This window comes from Robertmurraya mesotrionivorans (assembly GCF_050971805.1).
Lineage (GTDB): Bacteria > Bacillota > Bacilli > Bacillales > Cytobacillaceae > Robertmurraya_A.
This window is the reverse complement of record NZ_JBPCCH010000038.1, coordinates 1-16,426: the sequence shown is the minus strand read 5'-3', so window position 1 is coordinate 16,426 and position 16,426 is coordinate 1. Positions and strand designations below refer to the sequence as shown.

The 16,426-nt window shown below is 38.9% G+C and carries 17 protein-coding genes and 1 rRNA gene; 15 read left to right on the top strand and 3 right to left on the bottom strand.

The features are described 5' to 3' along the window. Positions 1-8 precede the first annotated feature (8 nt). Positions 9-124 (top strand): 5S ribosomal RNA (gene rrf / locus ACRX5O_RS24810). A gap of 114 nt (positions 125-238) precedes the next feature. Here the strand turns inward: rrf and ACRX5O_RS24805 are convergent. Then, the gene (locus ACRX5O_RS24805) at positions 239-1,195 is read right to left on the bottom strand and encodes a calcium/sodium antiporter (protein WP_433908387.1); all 957 of its coding nucleotides are present in this window, start codon (positions 1,193-1,195) and stop codon (positions 239-241) included. Positions 1,196-1,382: 187 nt separating this feature from the next. Between ACRX5O_RS24805 and ACRX5O_RS24800 the strand changes: the two genes are divergently transcribed. The 5 genes from ACRX5O_RS24800 (at position 1,383) to ACRX5O_RS24780 (ending at position 5,111) form a co-directional block, all read left to right on the top strand. Continuing rightward, positions 1,383-1,844, top strand: a complete 462-nt coding sequence (locus ACRX5O_RS24800; protein WP_433908385.1) for a CBO0543 family protein — start codon at positions 1,383-1,385, stop codon at positions 1,842-1,844. A gap of 297 nt (positions 1,845-2,141) precedes the next feature. Beyond that, positions 2,142-3,038 carry a cation diffusion facilitator family transporter gene (locus ACRX5O_RS24795; protein WP_433908384.1) on the top strand — a complete coding sequence of 299 codons (897 nt, stop codon included), beginning with the start codon at positions 2,142-2,144 and terminating at the stop codon, positions 3,036-3,038. Positions 3,039-3,196: 158 nt separating this feature from the next. Further along, positions 3,197-3,553, top strand: coding sequence for a hypothetical protein (locus tag ACRX5O_RS24790; protein WP_433908383.1), 357 nt, complete (start codon positions 3,197-3,199; stop codon positions 3,551-3,553). A gap of 60 nt (positions 3,554-3,613) precedes the next feature. After that, on the top strand, positions 3,614-3,970 hold the full coding sequence (locus tag ACRX5O_RS24785; RefSeq protein WP_433908382.1) for a hypothetical protein: 357 nt from the start codon (positions 3,614-3,616) through the stop codon (positions 3,968-3,970). 313 nt (positions 3,971-4,283) lie between these two features. Further along, complete coding sequence (locus tag ACRX5O_RS24780; protein ID WP_433908381.1) at positions 4,284-5,111, top strand: carbonic anhydrase; 828 nt, start codon at positions 4,284-4,286, stop codon at positions 5,109-5,111. A gap of 44 nt (positions 5,112-5,155) precedes the next feature. On the opposite strand, the gene ACRX5O_RS24775 is transcribed toward ACRX5O_RS24780, so the two are convergent. Together ACRX5O_RS24775 and ACRX5O_RS24770 are read right to left on the bottom strand one after the other, a co-directional pair. Further along, complete coding sequence (locus ACRX5O_RS24775) at positions 5,156-5,740, bottom strand: MEDS domain-containing protein (RefSeq protein WP_433908380.1); 585 nt, start codon at positions 5,738-5,740, stop codon at positions 5,156-5,158. Positions 5,741-6,005: 265 nt separating this feature from the next. After that, entirely contained in the window at positions 6,006-6,761 is a 756-nt protein-coding gene (locus tag ACRX5O_RS24770; protein WP_433908379.1) for a MurR/RpiR family transcriptional regulator, read from the bottom strand. Positions 6,762-6,957: 196 nt separating this feature from the next. Between ACRX5O_RS24770 and ACRX5O_RS24765 the strand changes: the two genes are divergently transcribed. The 9 genes from ACRX5O_RS24765 to nagE all read left to right on the top strand — a co-directional run bounded on the left by ACRX5O_RS24765 (position 6,958) and on the right by nagE (position 16,146). After that, the gene (locus ACRX5O_RS24765; protein ID WP_433908378.1) at positions 6,958-8,286 is read left to right on the top strand and encodes a 6-phospho-beta-glucosidase; all 1,329 of its coding nucleotides are present in this window, start codon (positions 6,958-6,960) and stop codon (positions 8,284-8,286) included. Positions 8,287-8,405: 119 nt separating this feature from the next. Continuing rightward, on the top strand, positions 8,406-9,008 hold the full coding sequence (locus tag ACRX5O_RS24760) for a YczE/YyaS/YitT family protein (protein WP_433908377.1): 603 nt from the start codon (positions 8,406-8,408) through the stop codon (positions 9,006-9,008). 296 nt (positions 9,009-9,304) lie between these two features. Next, entirely contained in the window at positions 9,305-9,781 is a 477-nt protein-coding gene (locus tag ACRX5O_RS24755; RefSeq protein ID WP_433908376.1) for a hypothetical protein, read from the top strand. After that, positions 9,765-11,114, top strand: a complete 1,350-nt coding sequence (locus tag ACRX5O_RS24750) for a 4Fe-4S binding protein (protein WP_433908375.1) — start codon at positions 9,765-9,767, stop codon at positions 11,112-11,114. The genes ACRX5O_RS24755 and ACRX5O_RS24750 overlap by 17 nt, the downstream gene beginning before the upstream one ends. Positions 11,115-11,238: 124 nt before the next feature. Next, on the top strand, positions 11,239-12,429 hold the full coding sequence (gene nagA, locus ACRX5O_RS24745) for an N-acetylglucosamine-6-phosphate deacetylase (RefSeq protein WP_433908374.1): 1,191 nt from the start codon (positions 11,239-11,241) through the stop codon (positions 12,427-12,429). 3 nt (positions 12,430-12,432) lie between these two features. Further along, on the top strand, positions 12,433-13,182 hold the full coding sequence (gene nagB / locus ACRX5O_RS24740) for a glucosamine-6-phosphate deaminase (RefSeq protein ID WP_433908373.1): 750 nt from the start codon (positions 12,433-12,435) through the stop codon (positions 13,180-13,182). Next, positions 13,175-13,897, top strand: coding sequence for a GntR family transcriptional regulator (locus tag ACRX5O_RS24735; protein ID WP_433908372.1), 723 nt, complete (start codon positions 13,175-13,177; stop codon positions 13,895-13,897). The genes nagB and ACRX5O_RS24735 overlap by 8 nt, the downstream gene beginning before the upstream one ends. Before the next feature lie 18 nt (positions 13,898-13,915). Then, positions 13,916-14,665 carry an SIS domain-containing protein gene (locus ACRX5O_RS24730; RefSeq protein ID WP_433908371.1) on the top strand — a complete coding sequence of 250 codons (750 nt, stop codon included), beginning with the start codon at positions 13,916-13,918 and terminating at the stop codon, positions 14,663-14,665. Between the two features lie 35 nt (positions 14,666-14,700). Then, a complete protein-coding gene (nagE, locus tag ACRX5O_RS24725; protein WP_433908386.1) occupies positions 14,701-16,146 on the top strand; it encodes an N-acetylglucosamine-specific PTS transporter subunit IIBC in 1,446 nt (481 codons plus the stop codon). Positions 16,147-16,426: the final 280 nt, after the last annotated feature.

Sequence of the window (16,426 nt, the reverse complement as noted above, 5' to 3'; positions counted from 1 at the left end):
AATACTGGTCTAGTGGCGATAGCGAAAAGGTCACACCCGTTCCCATACCGAACACGGAAGTTAAGCTTTTCAGCGCCAATGGTAGTTGAGGGTTTCCCTCTGTGAGAGTAGGACGTCGCCAGGCACCTGACAAAAGAGAGTAGTCATTTTGACTACTCTCTTTTGTTGTACTTGTATTTTATATAAAAATAATAATAGGCATAGATCTCGCTCCTACCATGTCCTTAAGAAATCTCATTTAATCCCTTAATATGATATAGATCATATATATGATATAAGCAATAGCTAGAATGACGCCTTCAACCTTTCCAATTTGAGAGTTTGACCTAGAGAAAAGAAGAAGCACTATTGTAAGGATAATCATGAGCACTACATCAACAAGGATTTTTGAATCAACAGCAAGCGGAGAAATAACTGATGCAGCTCCGAGAACAAATAGGATGTTAAAGATATTACTTCCAACAATGTTTCCAAGTGCAATTTCACTTTGTTTTTTTATGGCTGCTGTTACGGAAGTAATAAGTTCCGGTAATGATGTTCCAACTGCAACGATGGTTAATCCGACCAATGTCTCACTCATCCCAAAGGAGTAAGCAATTTCAGTTGCACTGTTAACCGTTAAATCACCACCAAAAATAATGGCTGCAAGACCTCCGATTGTAAAGAAGATATTCTTTCCCCAAGAAGGTTCCTCGACTGCTGCATTTTCTTCCTTAATTCTATCTCGACTATGTCTAGCCACCTCAAAGATATAGTACAAGAAGATAGCGAAGAAAAGTAAGAAGATGAATCCGTCCCCTCTTGTAATAAAATTAGCGCTTAATGATTGAAGACTTATATCACTTATTAAGATTAATAAGGCAGTACTTGCTAATAAAGTAAAGGGAATTTCCTTCCGAATGGTTTCACTTTCAACTTTTAACGGAGATAAAAGTGCCGTTAAACCTACCACAAAAGTAATGTTGAAAATATTGCTTCCGACTACGTTTCCAATGGCGACCCCAGCATTTTCTTCAAGAGCTGCAACAATACTCACCGTAGCTTCTGGAGAACTTGTCCCGAAAGCGACAATAGTTAGGCCGATTAATAAAGGAGAAACGTGAAGTGCCTGCGCGATTCTTGATGCACCTTCGACAAAAAAGTCTGCCCCTTTGATCAGTAATGCAAAGCCAATCATTAATAATAGGTACGTTATCTTTTTCACCTCTTTTTTGACAAGTAGATAATAACAATAGTCTATAACAAATATTTAGAATTACTCAATTACAATTCCAATATTCATCGGAATCCAATAGAGGCTATACATATTAAGTGAATAGTTTTTTCAATAAGGGGAGAATTTAGTAATATCTAAAATTCATTTTTGTAAAGGATGCTTTGGCATGGAGAAAAAATTACTAAAATTATTAACGACAATGTGTACTATTTCGGTTCCTTTTTTATTTTTTGGAAGAAGCATGAGAGAAAACCTAGTAGTTTTTTTCTCTAAAGGTGTGATAGCAACTTTATTGGATGCATATGTAGTTGGAACTAATAAGGTAGAATATCCTGTCCGTCCATTCCCTAAGATTTTTAAAACAAACATTGTTTATGATATGCTGTTTTTTCCTCTTTTAAGTGTTATATGGGTAAAGCTAAGCTATCATGATAAGCTACCTAAGATCCTTTTAAAAAGCTTAATTTTTAGTGTTCCAATGAGTTTGGGCCAATGGTTCTTTGAAAAAAACACAAGTTTGTTTAAGTGGAAAAAATGGTCACCCTTCCACACGTTTGTCAGTGTGAATTTTACATTGTTTTTAATTAGAGGTCTGGTAGGACTAATAAAAAAATTAGATGTTAAATAGTTGATGCTATCATTTCAAAGTGGATGACTTGTACATAGGGTAGTAAACGGAGGTGCTGGTCTAAAAGGATTAGTGCCTTTTATTATTGATGCAGCTTTTCTTATTTTAGGAAAATAAAGTAATCTAGTATTTTTACAAATATGAATGTTCAACTCTTTTGATTAATACATTAGTTTTTACCTTGCAAAACATAGTTATCCCTAGGTTAGATTTGTTTATCATTCAAAAAAGGTTGCTGTAGACCCACACGAATTTACTTTGCTAATATAGATTGGCTTGGTAAGGGAGGTAGTTTTTTTGGAGGAAGAAAAATATAGAGACCTCAAACGTGGAGAAACAGGGGCAATTATTAGTATTATTACTTATATAATCTTATCAATACTTAAGGTAGTGGTTGGTCTATGGTCAGGTTCAGAAGCATTAAGGGCAGACGGTCTTAATAACGGAACAGATATTGTCGCTTCTATGGCTGTATTAATCGGTTTGAAATATGCACAGAAGCCGGCTGATAGAAACCATCGATACGGGCATTGGAAAGCAGAAACAGTTGCTTCCATGGTTGCATCATTTATAATGGCTGCTGTGGGGGTAAATGTTGTTTATGAGGCGATTCATACGTTTGTTATTAGTAGTCATGAGTCCCCTAATTTAATTTCTGCATGGATTGGCTTATTCTCTGCCATCGTTATGTATTTTGTTTATCGCTATAATAGAAATCTAGCAAGGGAAATCAAAAGTCACTCTGTTATGGCGGCTGCTAAAGATAACTTATCAGATGCCTTAGTAAGTATAGGAACTGTAGTTGGTATATTGGGTGCACAATTAAATCTTCCATGGTTAGATCCCTTAACAGCTGTTCTTGTCGGTGTAATAATTTGTAAAACTGCATGGGAAATCTTTAGAGAGGCTTCTCATCACTTAACTGACGGATTTGACGAAGAGGAGATTATGACTTATAAGGAAACCATTCTTAACACTCAAGGAGTGAAAGAAGTTAAAGATATTAAAGCTAGAAATTATGGGAACAATCAAGTGGTGGATGCTGTAATTTTGGTTCGCTCGGACCTTAGTCTACAGGAAGCTCATCACATCTCTACAAGGGTTGAAAATGAACTTAAGATCAAGCATGAAGTATATAATGTTCATGTACACGTTGAACCCCTAGAATTAGAAAGGCTAGCTAACATTAATTAAGTGAGTAGAAGGAGTATCTCGAAAAAGGGATACTCCTTTTTATTTATATTTGCCATGGAACAGATAAAAATTCCACGCTTGTCCTAGGGTGCTTGTCCATGCATCTTTGAGATTAATTAATATATTAATCATGAGAAAAATATTAGGAGGAAGATGGAATGGGTAATATTTGGTTTCCAAGACGTGGTAGTAACAATGAAGAAAGCAGGGGGGTGAATAGTAACAGTAGAAGTCGTTCCGACAGCGATAGCAGATCTGATTCAAATGTAGAGTTTGATTTTGAAAATGATAATGAATTAAGAACAGATGTGCAAAACGAAAATGATGTAAAAAATGTTGATAAGAATACGAACGTTGCTAAAATTATTAATTCAGGAAATGCAAGAATTGACCTGGACATTGACGTTGACTCTGATTCAAATGCGCGTGTTCGCTCTCGTTCTAGAGCGAATGCAGATTCAGAACAGGATCAAGACAATGACCAAGATGTTGAGCTGGATGTTGAACAAGATTAGTTGAGAATAAGACAAGATTGGATATTCCAATCTTGTCTATTTTACAAAGGAGGGTAGACAATGATTGAAAATCCAGAATGGAACAGCAAGAGGAATGTCTACCAGTTTCGTAATAAGGGGAGTTCAGACATAGATAGTAATCAGGCAAGCATTGGATATAGCGGTAACTCAGATGTCGATGTACATGTGAATATTGATGTAGATACAAGACCTATTGCTTACGCCGTATTATGTTCCCTTCTTGCAACAAAACAACTGTCCCAATCAGAATTTGAAACAGCAGTAAAAAAAATGGAGGAGCTTACTGGTGGTAACAGTAAGATGAGAAAAACCATAAATGATGATTCAAGTTCCCGTGAACAGGTTCGTAAAAAGGGTGCTTCACAATTACGAATTTTTGGACCTAACATCTTCTAGCTATTTAATTAGTTATAATGAAATGATAAGAACTGTAGAGAATCTCTACGGTTTTTTATTATAAAAATAATTTTGAGCATTGAAAAATTAGGAGAAGCAGGACGACATAAGTTTACTTTTTCCATGTTATTCCCCTGTACTCATCACTCTACTTCAAATATCGAGAATTCCTTTAAAAATTCAGATAGTAAAATTCACCCAATTTTCACAATGTAAGCGTTGCACCATGAAATTGGGTATATGTATTTTATTGGATATTTAGTATCTTATTTGTATAGTTTTTTTTAAAACAGAAATGGGGAAAGACACAGATATGAAAAAGATACTCGTTTATCCAATTTTAGCTATGATGTTAATTTCTGCAGTTGGAGCTTGTTCACAACAGACTGTAACAACTACCCAATCAAAAGAGGAGCAGGTAACTGATAAGAACACAAAAACAACTGAAAATGATTCTGCTCATTGGTCATATGAGGGGGAAACTAGCCCCGATCACTGGGGGGAATTAGATCCCGCTAACATTGCCTGTGTAAATGGTAGTGAACAATCGCCAATTAACATTGAATTTTCGCAAGTTGAAACTGAAGAGGGTGAAGAAGACCTTCAAATCAATTATGAGCCAACGTCATTTTCGCTCATGAACAATGGCCATACTGTACAGGCAAATGCTGCGAGTGGCAGTAACAGCATTCTTATTGAGGGGAAGGAGTATAAGCTTGCTCAATTCCATTTCCATACTCCAAGTGAGCATGAATTTAACGGTAAAAATTATGAAATGGAGCTACACCTTGTACATAAAGATGCAGATGGAAGGATTGCTGTCCTTGGAGTGATGATTCAGGAAGGTGAAGAAAATAAAAACTTGGCTGCTATCTGGGATATCTTACCGAGTGAGGAAACAGATAAAGATATCGCCATTAATGAACCAGTTGATTTAAAAGCGTTGCTACCTGAAGATCAAACTGCGTTTCACTATGAGGGTTCATTAACAACCCCTCCTTGTACAGAAGAGGTAAAATGGACCATTTTTGAAATGCCGATTGAAATGTCAAAAGAACAAATCGAAGCATTTCGACAGATTTTTCCTGACGATCATCGTCCAGTTCAATCTCTAAATAATCGTAAAGTCATAAAAAGCTAAATAGCAATTGTCTTGTAATATTAAAGGGGGTTGATCCAAGAGGATTAACGCTCTTTTTTGTATATATCCTTTATTGGCTGGTATTGTTCGGAGATAATGATATCATCTTTAAATAGGACGTATGGATGAGTTTCCATTAATATAGTAGTAAGGTAATCTGGCATTCTCTCTCCTGCATACGCACAAATTAGTGGAAACGAAATTGTATTAACAGCTTCGTCTACAATTTTCTCAAAGTCCTCTATCAAATGAAGCGGATCTTTCATACTGGACCACTCAACATGTGCCCATGATCGAAATGAGATTTTATTTTCTACATATGGCTGTACCATGTTATTAAAATACTCAGTGATTGCTGGAGGATGGTAGCTTCCACTTGAATAATAAAAATCGTAGTTGTTTACACGATGAACAAACTCCAATTGGTCATTATTTAACCGTTTGCTCAGTTCTTTTTGTATAATTGGGTAGACACGGTCATTTTCTATAAGAATAACGTATTCTCCCACCGAAATCCCGTGTTGGATAAAGCTCACAACCTGTTTAATGTATTCCTCTATTCCATTATAGGCATACAGCACATGAGCACTCTTTTGCTTTTCAAATAATTGGTTCATATTGCTATTCAAGTTCTCACCTCAGTTCCTTTATTTGTCTTTATTTTCTTTCAATCTCTTCAACTTTAACATATTGAAAATTCTGTATACAATAAAGTTTTGGCAGAAACAGAGAATAGTACACAATATGTTCGAGGTGGTAATTATTTTAATGCGTGTGTTTATCCAAGAGGGTTCATGCACTTTTTAGTTGAGGTTCTAATGGAGGGGACTTTCCTTTAAGAAGATAATATAAAAAACGCTCCGAGCTTTTTGCTCGGAGCTCTTCTATGGTCACTTATTGCATAGGAGGGGTTTCTTCGTAGTTCTTTTTCCTACCCAACTCATATACCAGTCGAGCAGTTTCTTCTAATATATAGATTACGGGAATTTGTGTTGTTACATTTGAGTGGTCTACAAATTCTTCAGAGACGTAATAAGAAATATTCACATCAGCCAGTTTGGCAATTGTGGATTGACGATTGTTGGTTATGCTTATAATTTTGCTTCCTTTTCCTTTTAACTGGTGGATATGAGAGATGGTGTAGTTCCCTTCACCTGAAACAGAAAGGGCAATGGTGATACTATTATTTAAGTTTGCGTGAATCGGCATAAATGGATCTTTAATATACATGGAGAACTTCCCTAAACTTGAAAAATATCTTGCTCCGTACTCGGCGAGAATCCCTGAACTACCAATCCCGATAAAAATTACGCTATCTGCGTTGGCAATGACCTCTGCAGCTTCCTCTAATTTTGAAGTGAATTTTTCATTTTGCGTTCGTTCAAAAAACTCTGCTAACACATGCTGGCTGCTTTTTATGCTTGGCTCATTTTTTTCATCAATTAATAGCTTCAGTTTTACTTTAAACTCGGTAAATCCTTCACAATTTAATTTCCTGCAAAAACGCATGATCGTTGAGGTGGATACATGGGTTTCATCTGCTAGATCGCGGATTCGCATGTAGACCACTTTCTCTTTATTTTGTGTTATGTAGTTGTAAAGTAGCATCTCTAGTTCGTTGAATGTTGCAATTACCTCATTCGTAAACAAAGCCTTCTCTCCCTTACATGTTCCCGCTTTTCTTCACTTTAGTTATTATACACTATGAGAGAAACACAGTGTTATTTTTATGGAACAAATGCCTTTTCTTGTGAAACAAATCAAACGCTTCCAAAACTATATCCAAAAGTTCATTTCCACTCTAAAATAGGTGTTAGTAAATCAGTACTTTTTAGGAGGATGAACAATGAGTAAAGGAATTAAGATCGTCACTATTGGCGGAGGTTCAAGTTATACTCCAGAATTAATCGAAGGATTTATTAAAAGATATGAAGAGCTACCTGTTAGAGAACTTTGGTTGGTTGATATAGAAGCTGGGAAAGAAAAATTAGAAATCGTTGGAAACCTTGCTAAGCGTATGGTTGCGAAAGCTGGTGTTCCAATGGAGGTTCACTTAACACTAGATAGAAGAGAAGCTTTAAAAGGTGCAGATTTCGTTACGACTCAATTCCGCGTAGGTCTACTTGACGCTCGTGCGAAGGATGAAAGAATTCCATTAAAATATAATGTGATTGGCCAAGAAACGAACGGTCCTGGTGGACTTTTCAAAGGTCTTCGTACGATTCCTGTTATCCTTGATATTTGTAAGGATATTGAAGAGCTTTGCCCGAACGCATGGTTAATCAACTTCACAAATCCAGCTGGTATGGTAACAGAAGCGGTACTACGCTACAGCAATATTAAAAAAGTAGTTGGATTATGTAATGTTCCGATCGGTATGAGAATGGGTATTGCAAAAGCATTGAAGGTTGAGCCTGAGCGCGTACACGTTGACTTCGCTGGTCTAAACCATATGGTATATGGACTAAATGTATACCTTGATGGCAAGAGTGTAATGGATCAAGTAATCGAAGAAATGGCTAATCCTGAAAATGCTATGACAATGAAAAACATTTCTGGTCTTTCATGGGAGCCTGACTTCATCAAAGGTGTAGGGGTTATTCCATGTGGATACCACCGTTACTACTACAAAACAAATGAAATGCTTCAAGAAGAACTTGAAAAAGCTGAAGCAGAAGGAACACGTGCTGAAGTCGTTCAACGTTTAGAAAAAGATTTATTCGAGCTGTATAAAGATCCAAACCTAGACATCAAGCCACCACAATTAGAAAAACGTGGAGGAGCATACTACAGTGATGCAGCATGTAACTTAATTAACTCCATTTACAATGACAAGCGTGATATCCAACCAGTCAACACTCGTAACAACGGAGCTATCGCTAGCATTGAGGATGATTCAGCTGTAGAAGTGAACTGCATTATTACAAAAGAAGGTCCTAAGCCAATCGCTGTAGGAGATCTTCCAGTAGCAGTAAGAGGACTTGTACAACAAATCAAGTCTTTCGAAAGAGTGGCAGCAGAAGCAGCAGTAACAGGAGACTACAAGAAAGCCGTTCTTGCTTTAACGATTAACCCGCTTGTGCAATCTGATAAGCTTGCTAAGCAAATCGTTGATGAAATGTTAGAAGCTCACAAAGAGCATTTACCACAATTCTTCACGAAAGTTGAAGCATAAAAGCACGATATGAAATGCTCTGGGGCATATCGTTCCAGAGCTTTTCCTATGGAAAAAATTAATTTACCTCTTTCTACACCGGATAATTACGGATGAGAGTAGGTTATGGAGGACCAGTGATGTTAAAGAAAACATCCTTCTTTTTTATTGGGTTAGTGATCGCGTGTTTAGGAGTAGGATTAATCATTAAGTCTGGTGTAGGAGCAGGACCTTGGGATGCATTTTTTGTGGGAATTGTTAATAAATTAGGCCTTACCGTTGGAATTTGGGTTATGCTCATCCAGGCGTTTTATTTAGTTTTCAATTCCATCTTATCAAAGAAGCGAATTCAGTTTGAATCAGTAATTACGGTATTCTTATGGGGAGTAATCATTGATTTTCAAATGGGTGTTACTTTGAAGAATGTACAACTTGGAGAGGCTGTATGGACAATGCAATGGGGTGCATTCCTAGCTGGAATTGTTCTTACGGGAATTGGAATCGGAATCTATTTAACCTCTAAATTTCCAACCATGCCGTATGATGGTACGATGCTTATTATAAGTGAGCGATTTCATATTACGCTAAATGTATCTCGAACCATTTTAGAAGGTATTGGCTTAGCTTTTGCGTGGAGTGTTGGCGGACCGATTGGTTTAGGAACTGTGATTATAATGTTAATGATTGGACCACTCATTCAAATTTGTACGCGCTACTCTACTCTCATCTATGAAAAAATATAATTAGATTGCTAGGAGCTCCTACTGTGGTAGGGCTCCTTTTCTATGTGGGAAAAGTGTCGATAATTGTCTAAATGTATGTCGAATCCAAAAAGTTGCAACAAATAACGCCAAAGTTGCAACAAACTTGATTAAACTTACAACAAACCACCTGGAGGATGAAACCAACTCAACAGGAGGAGTGATAAACCATATCTACTGTTCTTAAATTCTACAAACAATCTACATAAATTCTGCATATCCTCCGATTACATTTTAGCTAAGTACTCAATCAAATTCTTTCGGAGGTAACATTTTATATGAAGCAATGGAAATCCGCTCTTATAGCATTGTTGTTTCTATTTTTCACCACCCACACAGCGGTACTTGCACATGAAGGTGAGGAACAAGAGACAGAAAACTACCTAAAAGACTTCTCCACTAACGAGCATGATCATTCAGACACCGAAGAGGAAGTAACGGATTCGCATGATTCTCATGAGATAGAAGAAAGTACTCATGAGAGTGAGGGTTCCAGTTCACACGACTCTCATGAATCAGATGCGACATCCGATCATAGCAGCCAAAATCATTCTGAAACCACAATTGATGAAGATAGCCACGATGACTCCGGCTCTCATAACGAAGAGGGTGGACATGGTACATTCACCGGAGAAGAGACCGGTCCTAACTACATCGTATTATCGAGTTTTGCATCAGTAAATGCCGGATTCCTTCTAATTGGTATTTGGAACAAAGTTAGGAAGAGAGGAAACAAACATGGCCTTAACAAATAAAAAATCGTCTATCGACTTATTGTCGATTCCGATAATAAAGAAGTTTATCAAAAGCAAATGGTATCCAGGCATTTTTCAATGGATTGTGTTAGTTTTCTTCTCTGTTATCGTGTTTGAGTTAGTGGCAGGGACGGTGAATCCACATCGCAACTTTGGAACAACGATGACATGGGTGTTGTGGTGGCCGATTATTCCGATCTTATTTATAGCCATGGGTCGATTTTGGTGCGCCATCTGTCCATTTGGAAAGCTAAGTGATATCATTCGAAAAATGGTAGGCAGTGAGAGGCCCATGCCGAAGTTTTTAAGAAAATATGGGATATGGCTAATCGACTTATTCTTTATTGCCATTACATATAGCGATCATGTATGGGGGATTGTGGAGTCACCTCGTGGATCAGGGTATTTGCTGCTTCTACTCGTCACAATGGTGGTGGCGACATCCGTCTTTTATGAAAGAAGAACGTTTTGTAAAACGCTTTGCTTTTTAGGAGGATTAGCTGGGAATTACTCTCGATCGGGAGCGTTAGAACTAAGAGGAACAGCTGAAATTTGTAGAACGTGCAAGACACAAAGCTGCTTTAAGGGGAGTGAACAAGCGGAAGGGTGCCCGATGTTTCAGTTTGTTCGTACAATGGATTCGAGTGCGGAATGCAATATTTGCGGAAACTGTGTGAAAAATTGCCCGAATGATTCAATCAAGTTACATGTACGTGTTCCAACAAAAGAGCTTTGGAGTCTCAAAAATCCCAAGCTTGAGCATGCCTCACTGGCAGCTGTTATCATGGGGATTGTGTTTGTGCAGAACATTACGATGCTTGAAATATGGGGACAAATTCTCGAAACAATATCTATTGTAACGGGTACCTCTAATTATGTTGTCAATTTTACGATTGCCTTCATCATCTCAATGGCACTTCCAATCTTACTATTATTAGGTGCAGCCAAGCTAGCAACCTTACTAGGTATGCCTAATACGATTAAGAAAAACTTTATCCTGTTTGGTTATGCCTTTATTCCGCTTGATCTTGCCGGGCATCTTGGACATAATTTGTTCCATATCATCACAGAAGGAAAAGCGATTTGGTATAATTCGCTTGCCTTTATTGGAAAAGAGGTAACAAGTGGGGACTTAAGTTTGGCGACTACATCTACGGTTCAAATGCTTCAATACCTCATTATTACGATTGGATTTTTAGGATCTTCTTACACGGCATACAAGATGGGGAAAAAGGCAAGTTTTAAAGCTATGATGCCTTACTATGGATTAATGCTGTTACTAGGAATCATCAATATTTATTTATTCTCACTGCCGATGAGTCATCGCGTGTAAAAATAGAGCTGCTGAGCAATCAGCAGCTGTTTTTATTTGGCATAAAAATTGGTCTAGACAACTATATGTATAGAGTGATATGATAATCATGCAAAAAGGTCACAAAAGAAAGAAGGTAGAGAGGATGATTTCTTCTCATTCACCCCTTTTATTAAAAGGGATGAGAGTGTTTTCAGATCAGGGAATTATTGAAAGCGGTTATATTAAGACTAGTAATCAAAAAATAGTAGAAGTAGGATCACTCGAGATGCTACCTGACGAAAGTGGATTCGAAGTTATTGAACTTCCTCCTCACTTTAATCTTCTCCCTGGCTTTATCGATGTGCATATTCACGGAGCCAATGGTGCAGATGTCATGGATGCTACCGAGGAAGCCTTGTATACGATGGCAACTTCTCTTCCACGTGAAGGAACAACAAGCTTCTTGGCCACAACAATGACACAGTCTCATGGAAAAATTGAGAGTGCCATAGAAGCCACTGGTGAATATATCAGAAAAAATCAAGCAACCGCTCAAGCAGAGATTCTAGGTATCCATCTCGAAGGGCCATTTGTGAATCCTGACAAAGCTGGAGCGCAGCCAATGGAATATATGCTGCATCCAAATACAGAGCTGTTTAAAAAATGGCAAGCCCTTTCAAAAGATACGATAAAACTTGTTACACTTGCGTCCGAGCTTCCTGGTGGATTGGAGCTTATCAAATATTTGAGTGACCACCATATTATTGCCTCCATTGGTCATTCAGATGCAACCTTTGAAGAAGTAAAGCAAGCAGTAGAAGCAGGTTCTACTCATGTTACCCATCTTTTTAATCAAATGAGAGGGTTGCACCATCGGGAGCCTGGTGTGGCCGGAGCAGCACTTTTATTAGAAGAGTTAAAGGCCGAGTTGATTGTGGATGGTATTCACGTTCATCCAGAAATGGTCCGATTTGCTTTTCAGCAAAAGAAGAAGGATGGTCTTATCTTAATCACAGACTCCATGAGAGCAAAATGCCTGAAAAATGGAGTGTATGAACTTGGTGGTCAAGATGTGTATGTGAACGATGAAATGGCGACGCTTTCAGATGGAACACTTGCAGGCAGTATATTAGAAACGAAACGTGCTGTGAAAAATATGATCACATACACAAATTGTACACTTGAGGATGTTGTGCATATGGCATCGATTAACCCTGCAAAGCAATTAAACGTCTACGACAGAAAAGGAAGCATTACTGTTGGAAAGGATGCTGACTTTGTTATTTTAGATGGAGACCTGGAAGTGGAATTGACGGTTTGTCGTGGATCGATTGCATTTCAGAGAAAGGAATAGATTATGAAACTAATTGAAGTGAAAAACTATGAGCATATGTGTGAACTAGCAGCAAGTTATATCAGTGATAAGGTCCGAGCTAATCCAAACATAACGCTTGGATTAGCAACAGGGGGAACACCACTAGGGACGTATGAAAAGCTGATTGAGGATTATAAGCATGGAAAAACATCTTACAAACAAGTTGTGAGCTTTAACTTGGACGAATATATTGGGTTAACAGGACAGAATCCGAATAGCTACCGCTATTATATGAATGATCATTTTTTTAACCATATTGATATTGATCTGGAAAATACCTTTGTGCCAAACGGAACAGCGGAAGATCTTGAGCAAGAGTGTCAAAATTACGACGAGCAAATTCTAGCAAAAGGCGGAATTGATCTTCAGTTATTGGGAATCGGTTCTAACGGTCATATCGGATTTAATGAACCGGGTGCTTCTTTTGAATCGTATACGCATGTGGTGGAGTTAGCCGAGTCAACGAGAGAAGCAAACTCCATATATTTTGAGAAAATGGAGGACGTGCCGAAAAAGGCCGTCACCATGGGGATTGCTTCGATTATGAAGAGCAAAGAAATTCTCTTACTAATATCGGGTGAGCATAAGCATGATGCGCTTGCCAAACTATTAACGGGAGATTTGACCGAGCAGTTTCCGGCTTCCATCTTAAAGCAACATCCTTCTGTCACTATAATTGCAGATGAAGCTGCCATTGGAAATTTGAAGAAAAAGGAAGTTACGTATGATTAATAAAAACTCGCCTATTCCCATCTATTATCAGCTGGAGGAGCTGATAAAGGATCAAATTGAAAAAGGGGATTTGAAGCCTGGAGATGCCCTTCCACCGGAACGGGAATATGCGGAAACCTACCAAATTAGTCGAATGACGGTTCGCCAAGCGTTCACAAAGCTAGTTAATGACGGGTACTTATATCGACTCCAAGGGAAGGGTACCTTTGTAGCAGAAAGAAAGGTAGAGCAAGGATTGCAAGGGCTAACAAGCTTTACTGAAGATATGAGAGCCAGGGGCTTGGAACCAGGTAGCCAGCTTATAAACTTCGAAGTCATTCCAGCACCTGTTCGTATCGCAAAATATCTTTCAATTGAGGAAAGTAGTCCTGTGTACGAAATCAAACGAATCCGTCTGGCTGACCAGGTGCCAATGGCGCTTGAAACTACCTATATATCCGCAGACAAGGTAAAGGGCCTGACAAAAGAGATTGTGAATCGTTCGTTGTATGAGTATATCGAGGGTACGTTAGGCTTCCGAATTGATCATGCAAGACAAATTATTGAATCGTCAGTGGCGAATCAAATTGAATCAGAGTATTTAAGCATTAAAGAGGGTGCACCAATCATGCTGATTCAGAGAAACACATACCTTGAAGATGAAACCCCCATTGAAGTGGTGAAGTCCTCTTACCGAGCAGATCGCTACAAGTTTATGATCGACATGAAGAGATAGAAGGGGAGGTGGGAGAACATGATGAAAGAGTATTTTCAAAAACTGAGAGACTTACTCGATGAGGTTGAAAATGAGGAACAGGGGAAAATGAGAGTAGCGGCTCATGAGATTGCTCGATGTATACAAAATGATGGCATCATCCATGTGTTTGGCTCTGGACACTCCCATATGCTCGCAGAAGAACTCTTTTACCGTGCAGGTGGACTCGCTCCGATTAGCCCGATTCTCATAGAGGATTTGATGTTGCACAAAGGAGCAGTTGAATCATCTAACCTAGAAAAAAAGAGTGGTCTAGCAAAAGAGCATCTATCTTCTAGCGATATTCTAGCAGGTGATATCGTTATCGTGGCTTCTACTTCTGGAAGAAATCCCGTTCCGATTGAAGTAGCAGAAATTGCAAGGGAGAGGGGCGCGTATGTCATTGCGATTACTTCCCCTCGTTATGCAGCAACACAAGCTTCTAGGCATGAAAGTGGAAAGTACTTGTTTGAGATGGCTGATTTGACCATTGATAATCACATAGAGATTGGCGACACCCTTTTGCAACATCCTGAGAGTGCAAGTGGGTTTAGCTCCGGTTCTTCTATTATTGGTATGACGATCGTGAATGCGATCATGGCTGAAACCGTTCAGCTGATGCTTGAAGAGGGAAAAAAGCCGCCCGTGTTTTTAAGTAATAATGCCAACGATGCTGGTTCGCATAATCAACAATTAATTGATCGCTACAAAGAAAGAATCCCTATGTTAGTAACAAATTTATATAAATAACTTTTTTTGAGGAGAAAGAGGAGGGAAACAAAATGGTGATGAAGTATTTACAAAAAATTGGTCGTTCACTTATGCTTCCTGTGGCCGTTTTACCAGCAGCAGCCATTCTGATGGGGATTGGTTATTGGATAGACCCATCTGGCTGGGGAGCAGGTAGTCCAGTCGCAGCGTTCCTGATTAAAGCAGGAGGATCCATCATTGATAATATGGCCATTCTCTTTGCGGTTGGGGTTGCCCTAGGAATGTCCAAGGATAAAGATGGATCTGCAGCCCTCAGTGGTCTCGTTGCGTATTTGGTTGTTACCACATTGCTTTCAACGAACGCTGTGGCAATGCTTCAAGGTATTGATCCAGCAGACGTAAATGCTGCGTTTGGAAAAATTGGGAATCAATTTATTGGTATTTTATCAGGGTTAGTAGCAGCGTTTGCCTACAATCGTTTTAGTCATGTAAAGCTGCCAGATGCCCTTGCCTTTTTTAGTGGAAAACGTCTCGTACCGATTATGACTGCTGTGTCAATGTTAGTGGTATCATTAGTTCTTTTCTTTGCATGGCCAGTTATTTTCACTGGACTAGTTTCATTCGGTACAGCGTTCAGTAAGCTTGATTTTATCGGAGCAGGATTGTATGGCTTCTTTAACCGTTTATTAATTCCAACGGGGTTACACCACGCGCTTAACTCTGTATTCTGGTTTGATGTGGCTGGCATTAACGATATCGGTAACTTCTGGTCTGGAAATGGAACAAAAGGAACAACAGGTATGTACCAAGCTGGTTTCTTCCCTGTCATGATGTTTGGTTTACCAGCAGCGGCACTTGCGATGTATCATACAGCGAAAACCGCTCGTAAAAAGCAAGTAGCTTCCTTAATGCTTGCGGCAGGATTTGCTTCGTTCTTTACTGGGGTAACAGAACCGTTAGAATTCGCATTTATGTTCGTTGCACCAATGTTATATGTGGTTCACGCGGTGTTAACAGGAATTTCTTTAGCTGTGGCATCCCTTTTTCACTGGACAGCTGGATTTGGCTTTAGTGCTGGTTTCGTTGACTTTGTATTAAGCTCAAGATTGCCACTCGCAAACCAACCATATATGCTTCTTGTGCAAGGAGTAGTATTTGCAGCAATTTATTATTTCTTATTCCGCTTCTTAATCACTAAGTTCAATTTAATGACTCCTGGTCGTGAAGAAGAAACAGAGGAAACAGGAGAAGCCGCTGCGACTGGTCGTGACAAGTTCGCACAAATGGCAGCTGTCATATATGAAGGCTTAGGTGGAGATGCCAATGTCACTTCTGTAGACAATTGCGTCACTCGTCTTCGCGTAGAGGTTAAAGATATGGGAGCTGTTGACCAAGCAAAAATCAAATCAACAGGCATTCCAGGAATCAATATTGTCGGGCAAAACAGTATTCAGGTCATCGTCGGAACACAAGTGCAATTCGTTGCCGATGAGGTCGATAAAATTCGTAAGAACAAGTAATCTAATTGACCGTTAGAGAGGAACATAGTCTTCAGCGGTCAAATAGAATGGCTCTATCTGCCTGTTGGCAAGGAAAAAAGGCTTGAACGGTCAAATAGAAGGTGTCTAACTGCCCGTTGGAGAGGGACATAGTCTTCAGCGGTCAAATAGACCGGCTCTATCTGCCTGTTGGCAAGGAAAAAGAGCTTGAACGGTCAATTAGATGATCTGACCCAAAAAAGTTAGACATATATTATCAAGCAACTTCTAAGACCTGTGTTCGGTATTCTATCGGACTCAG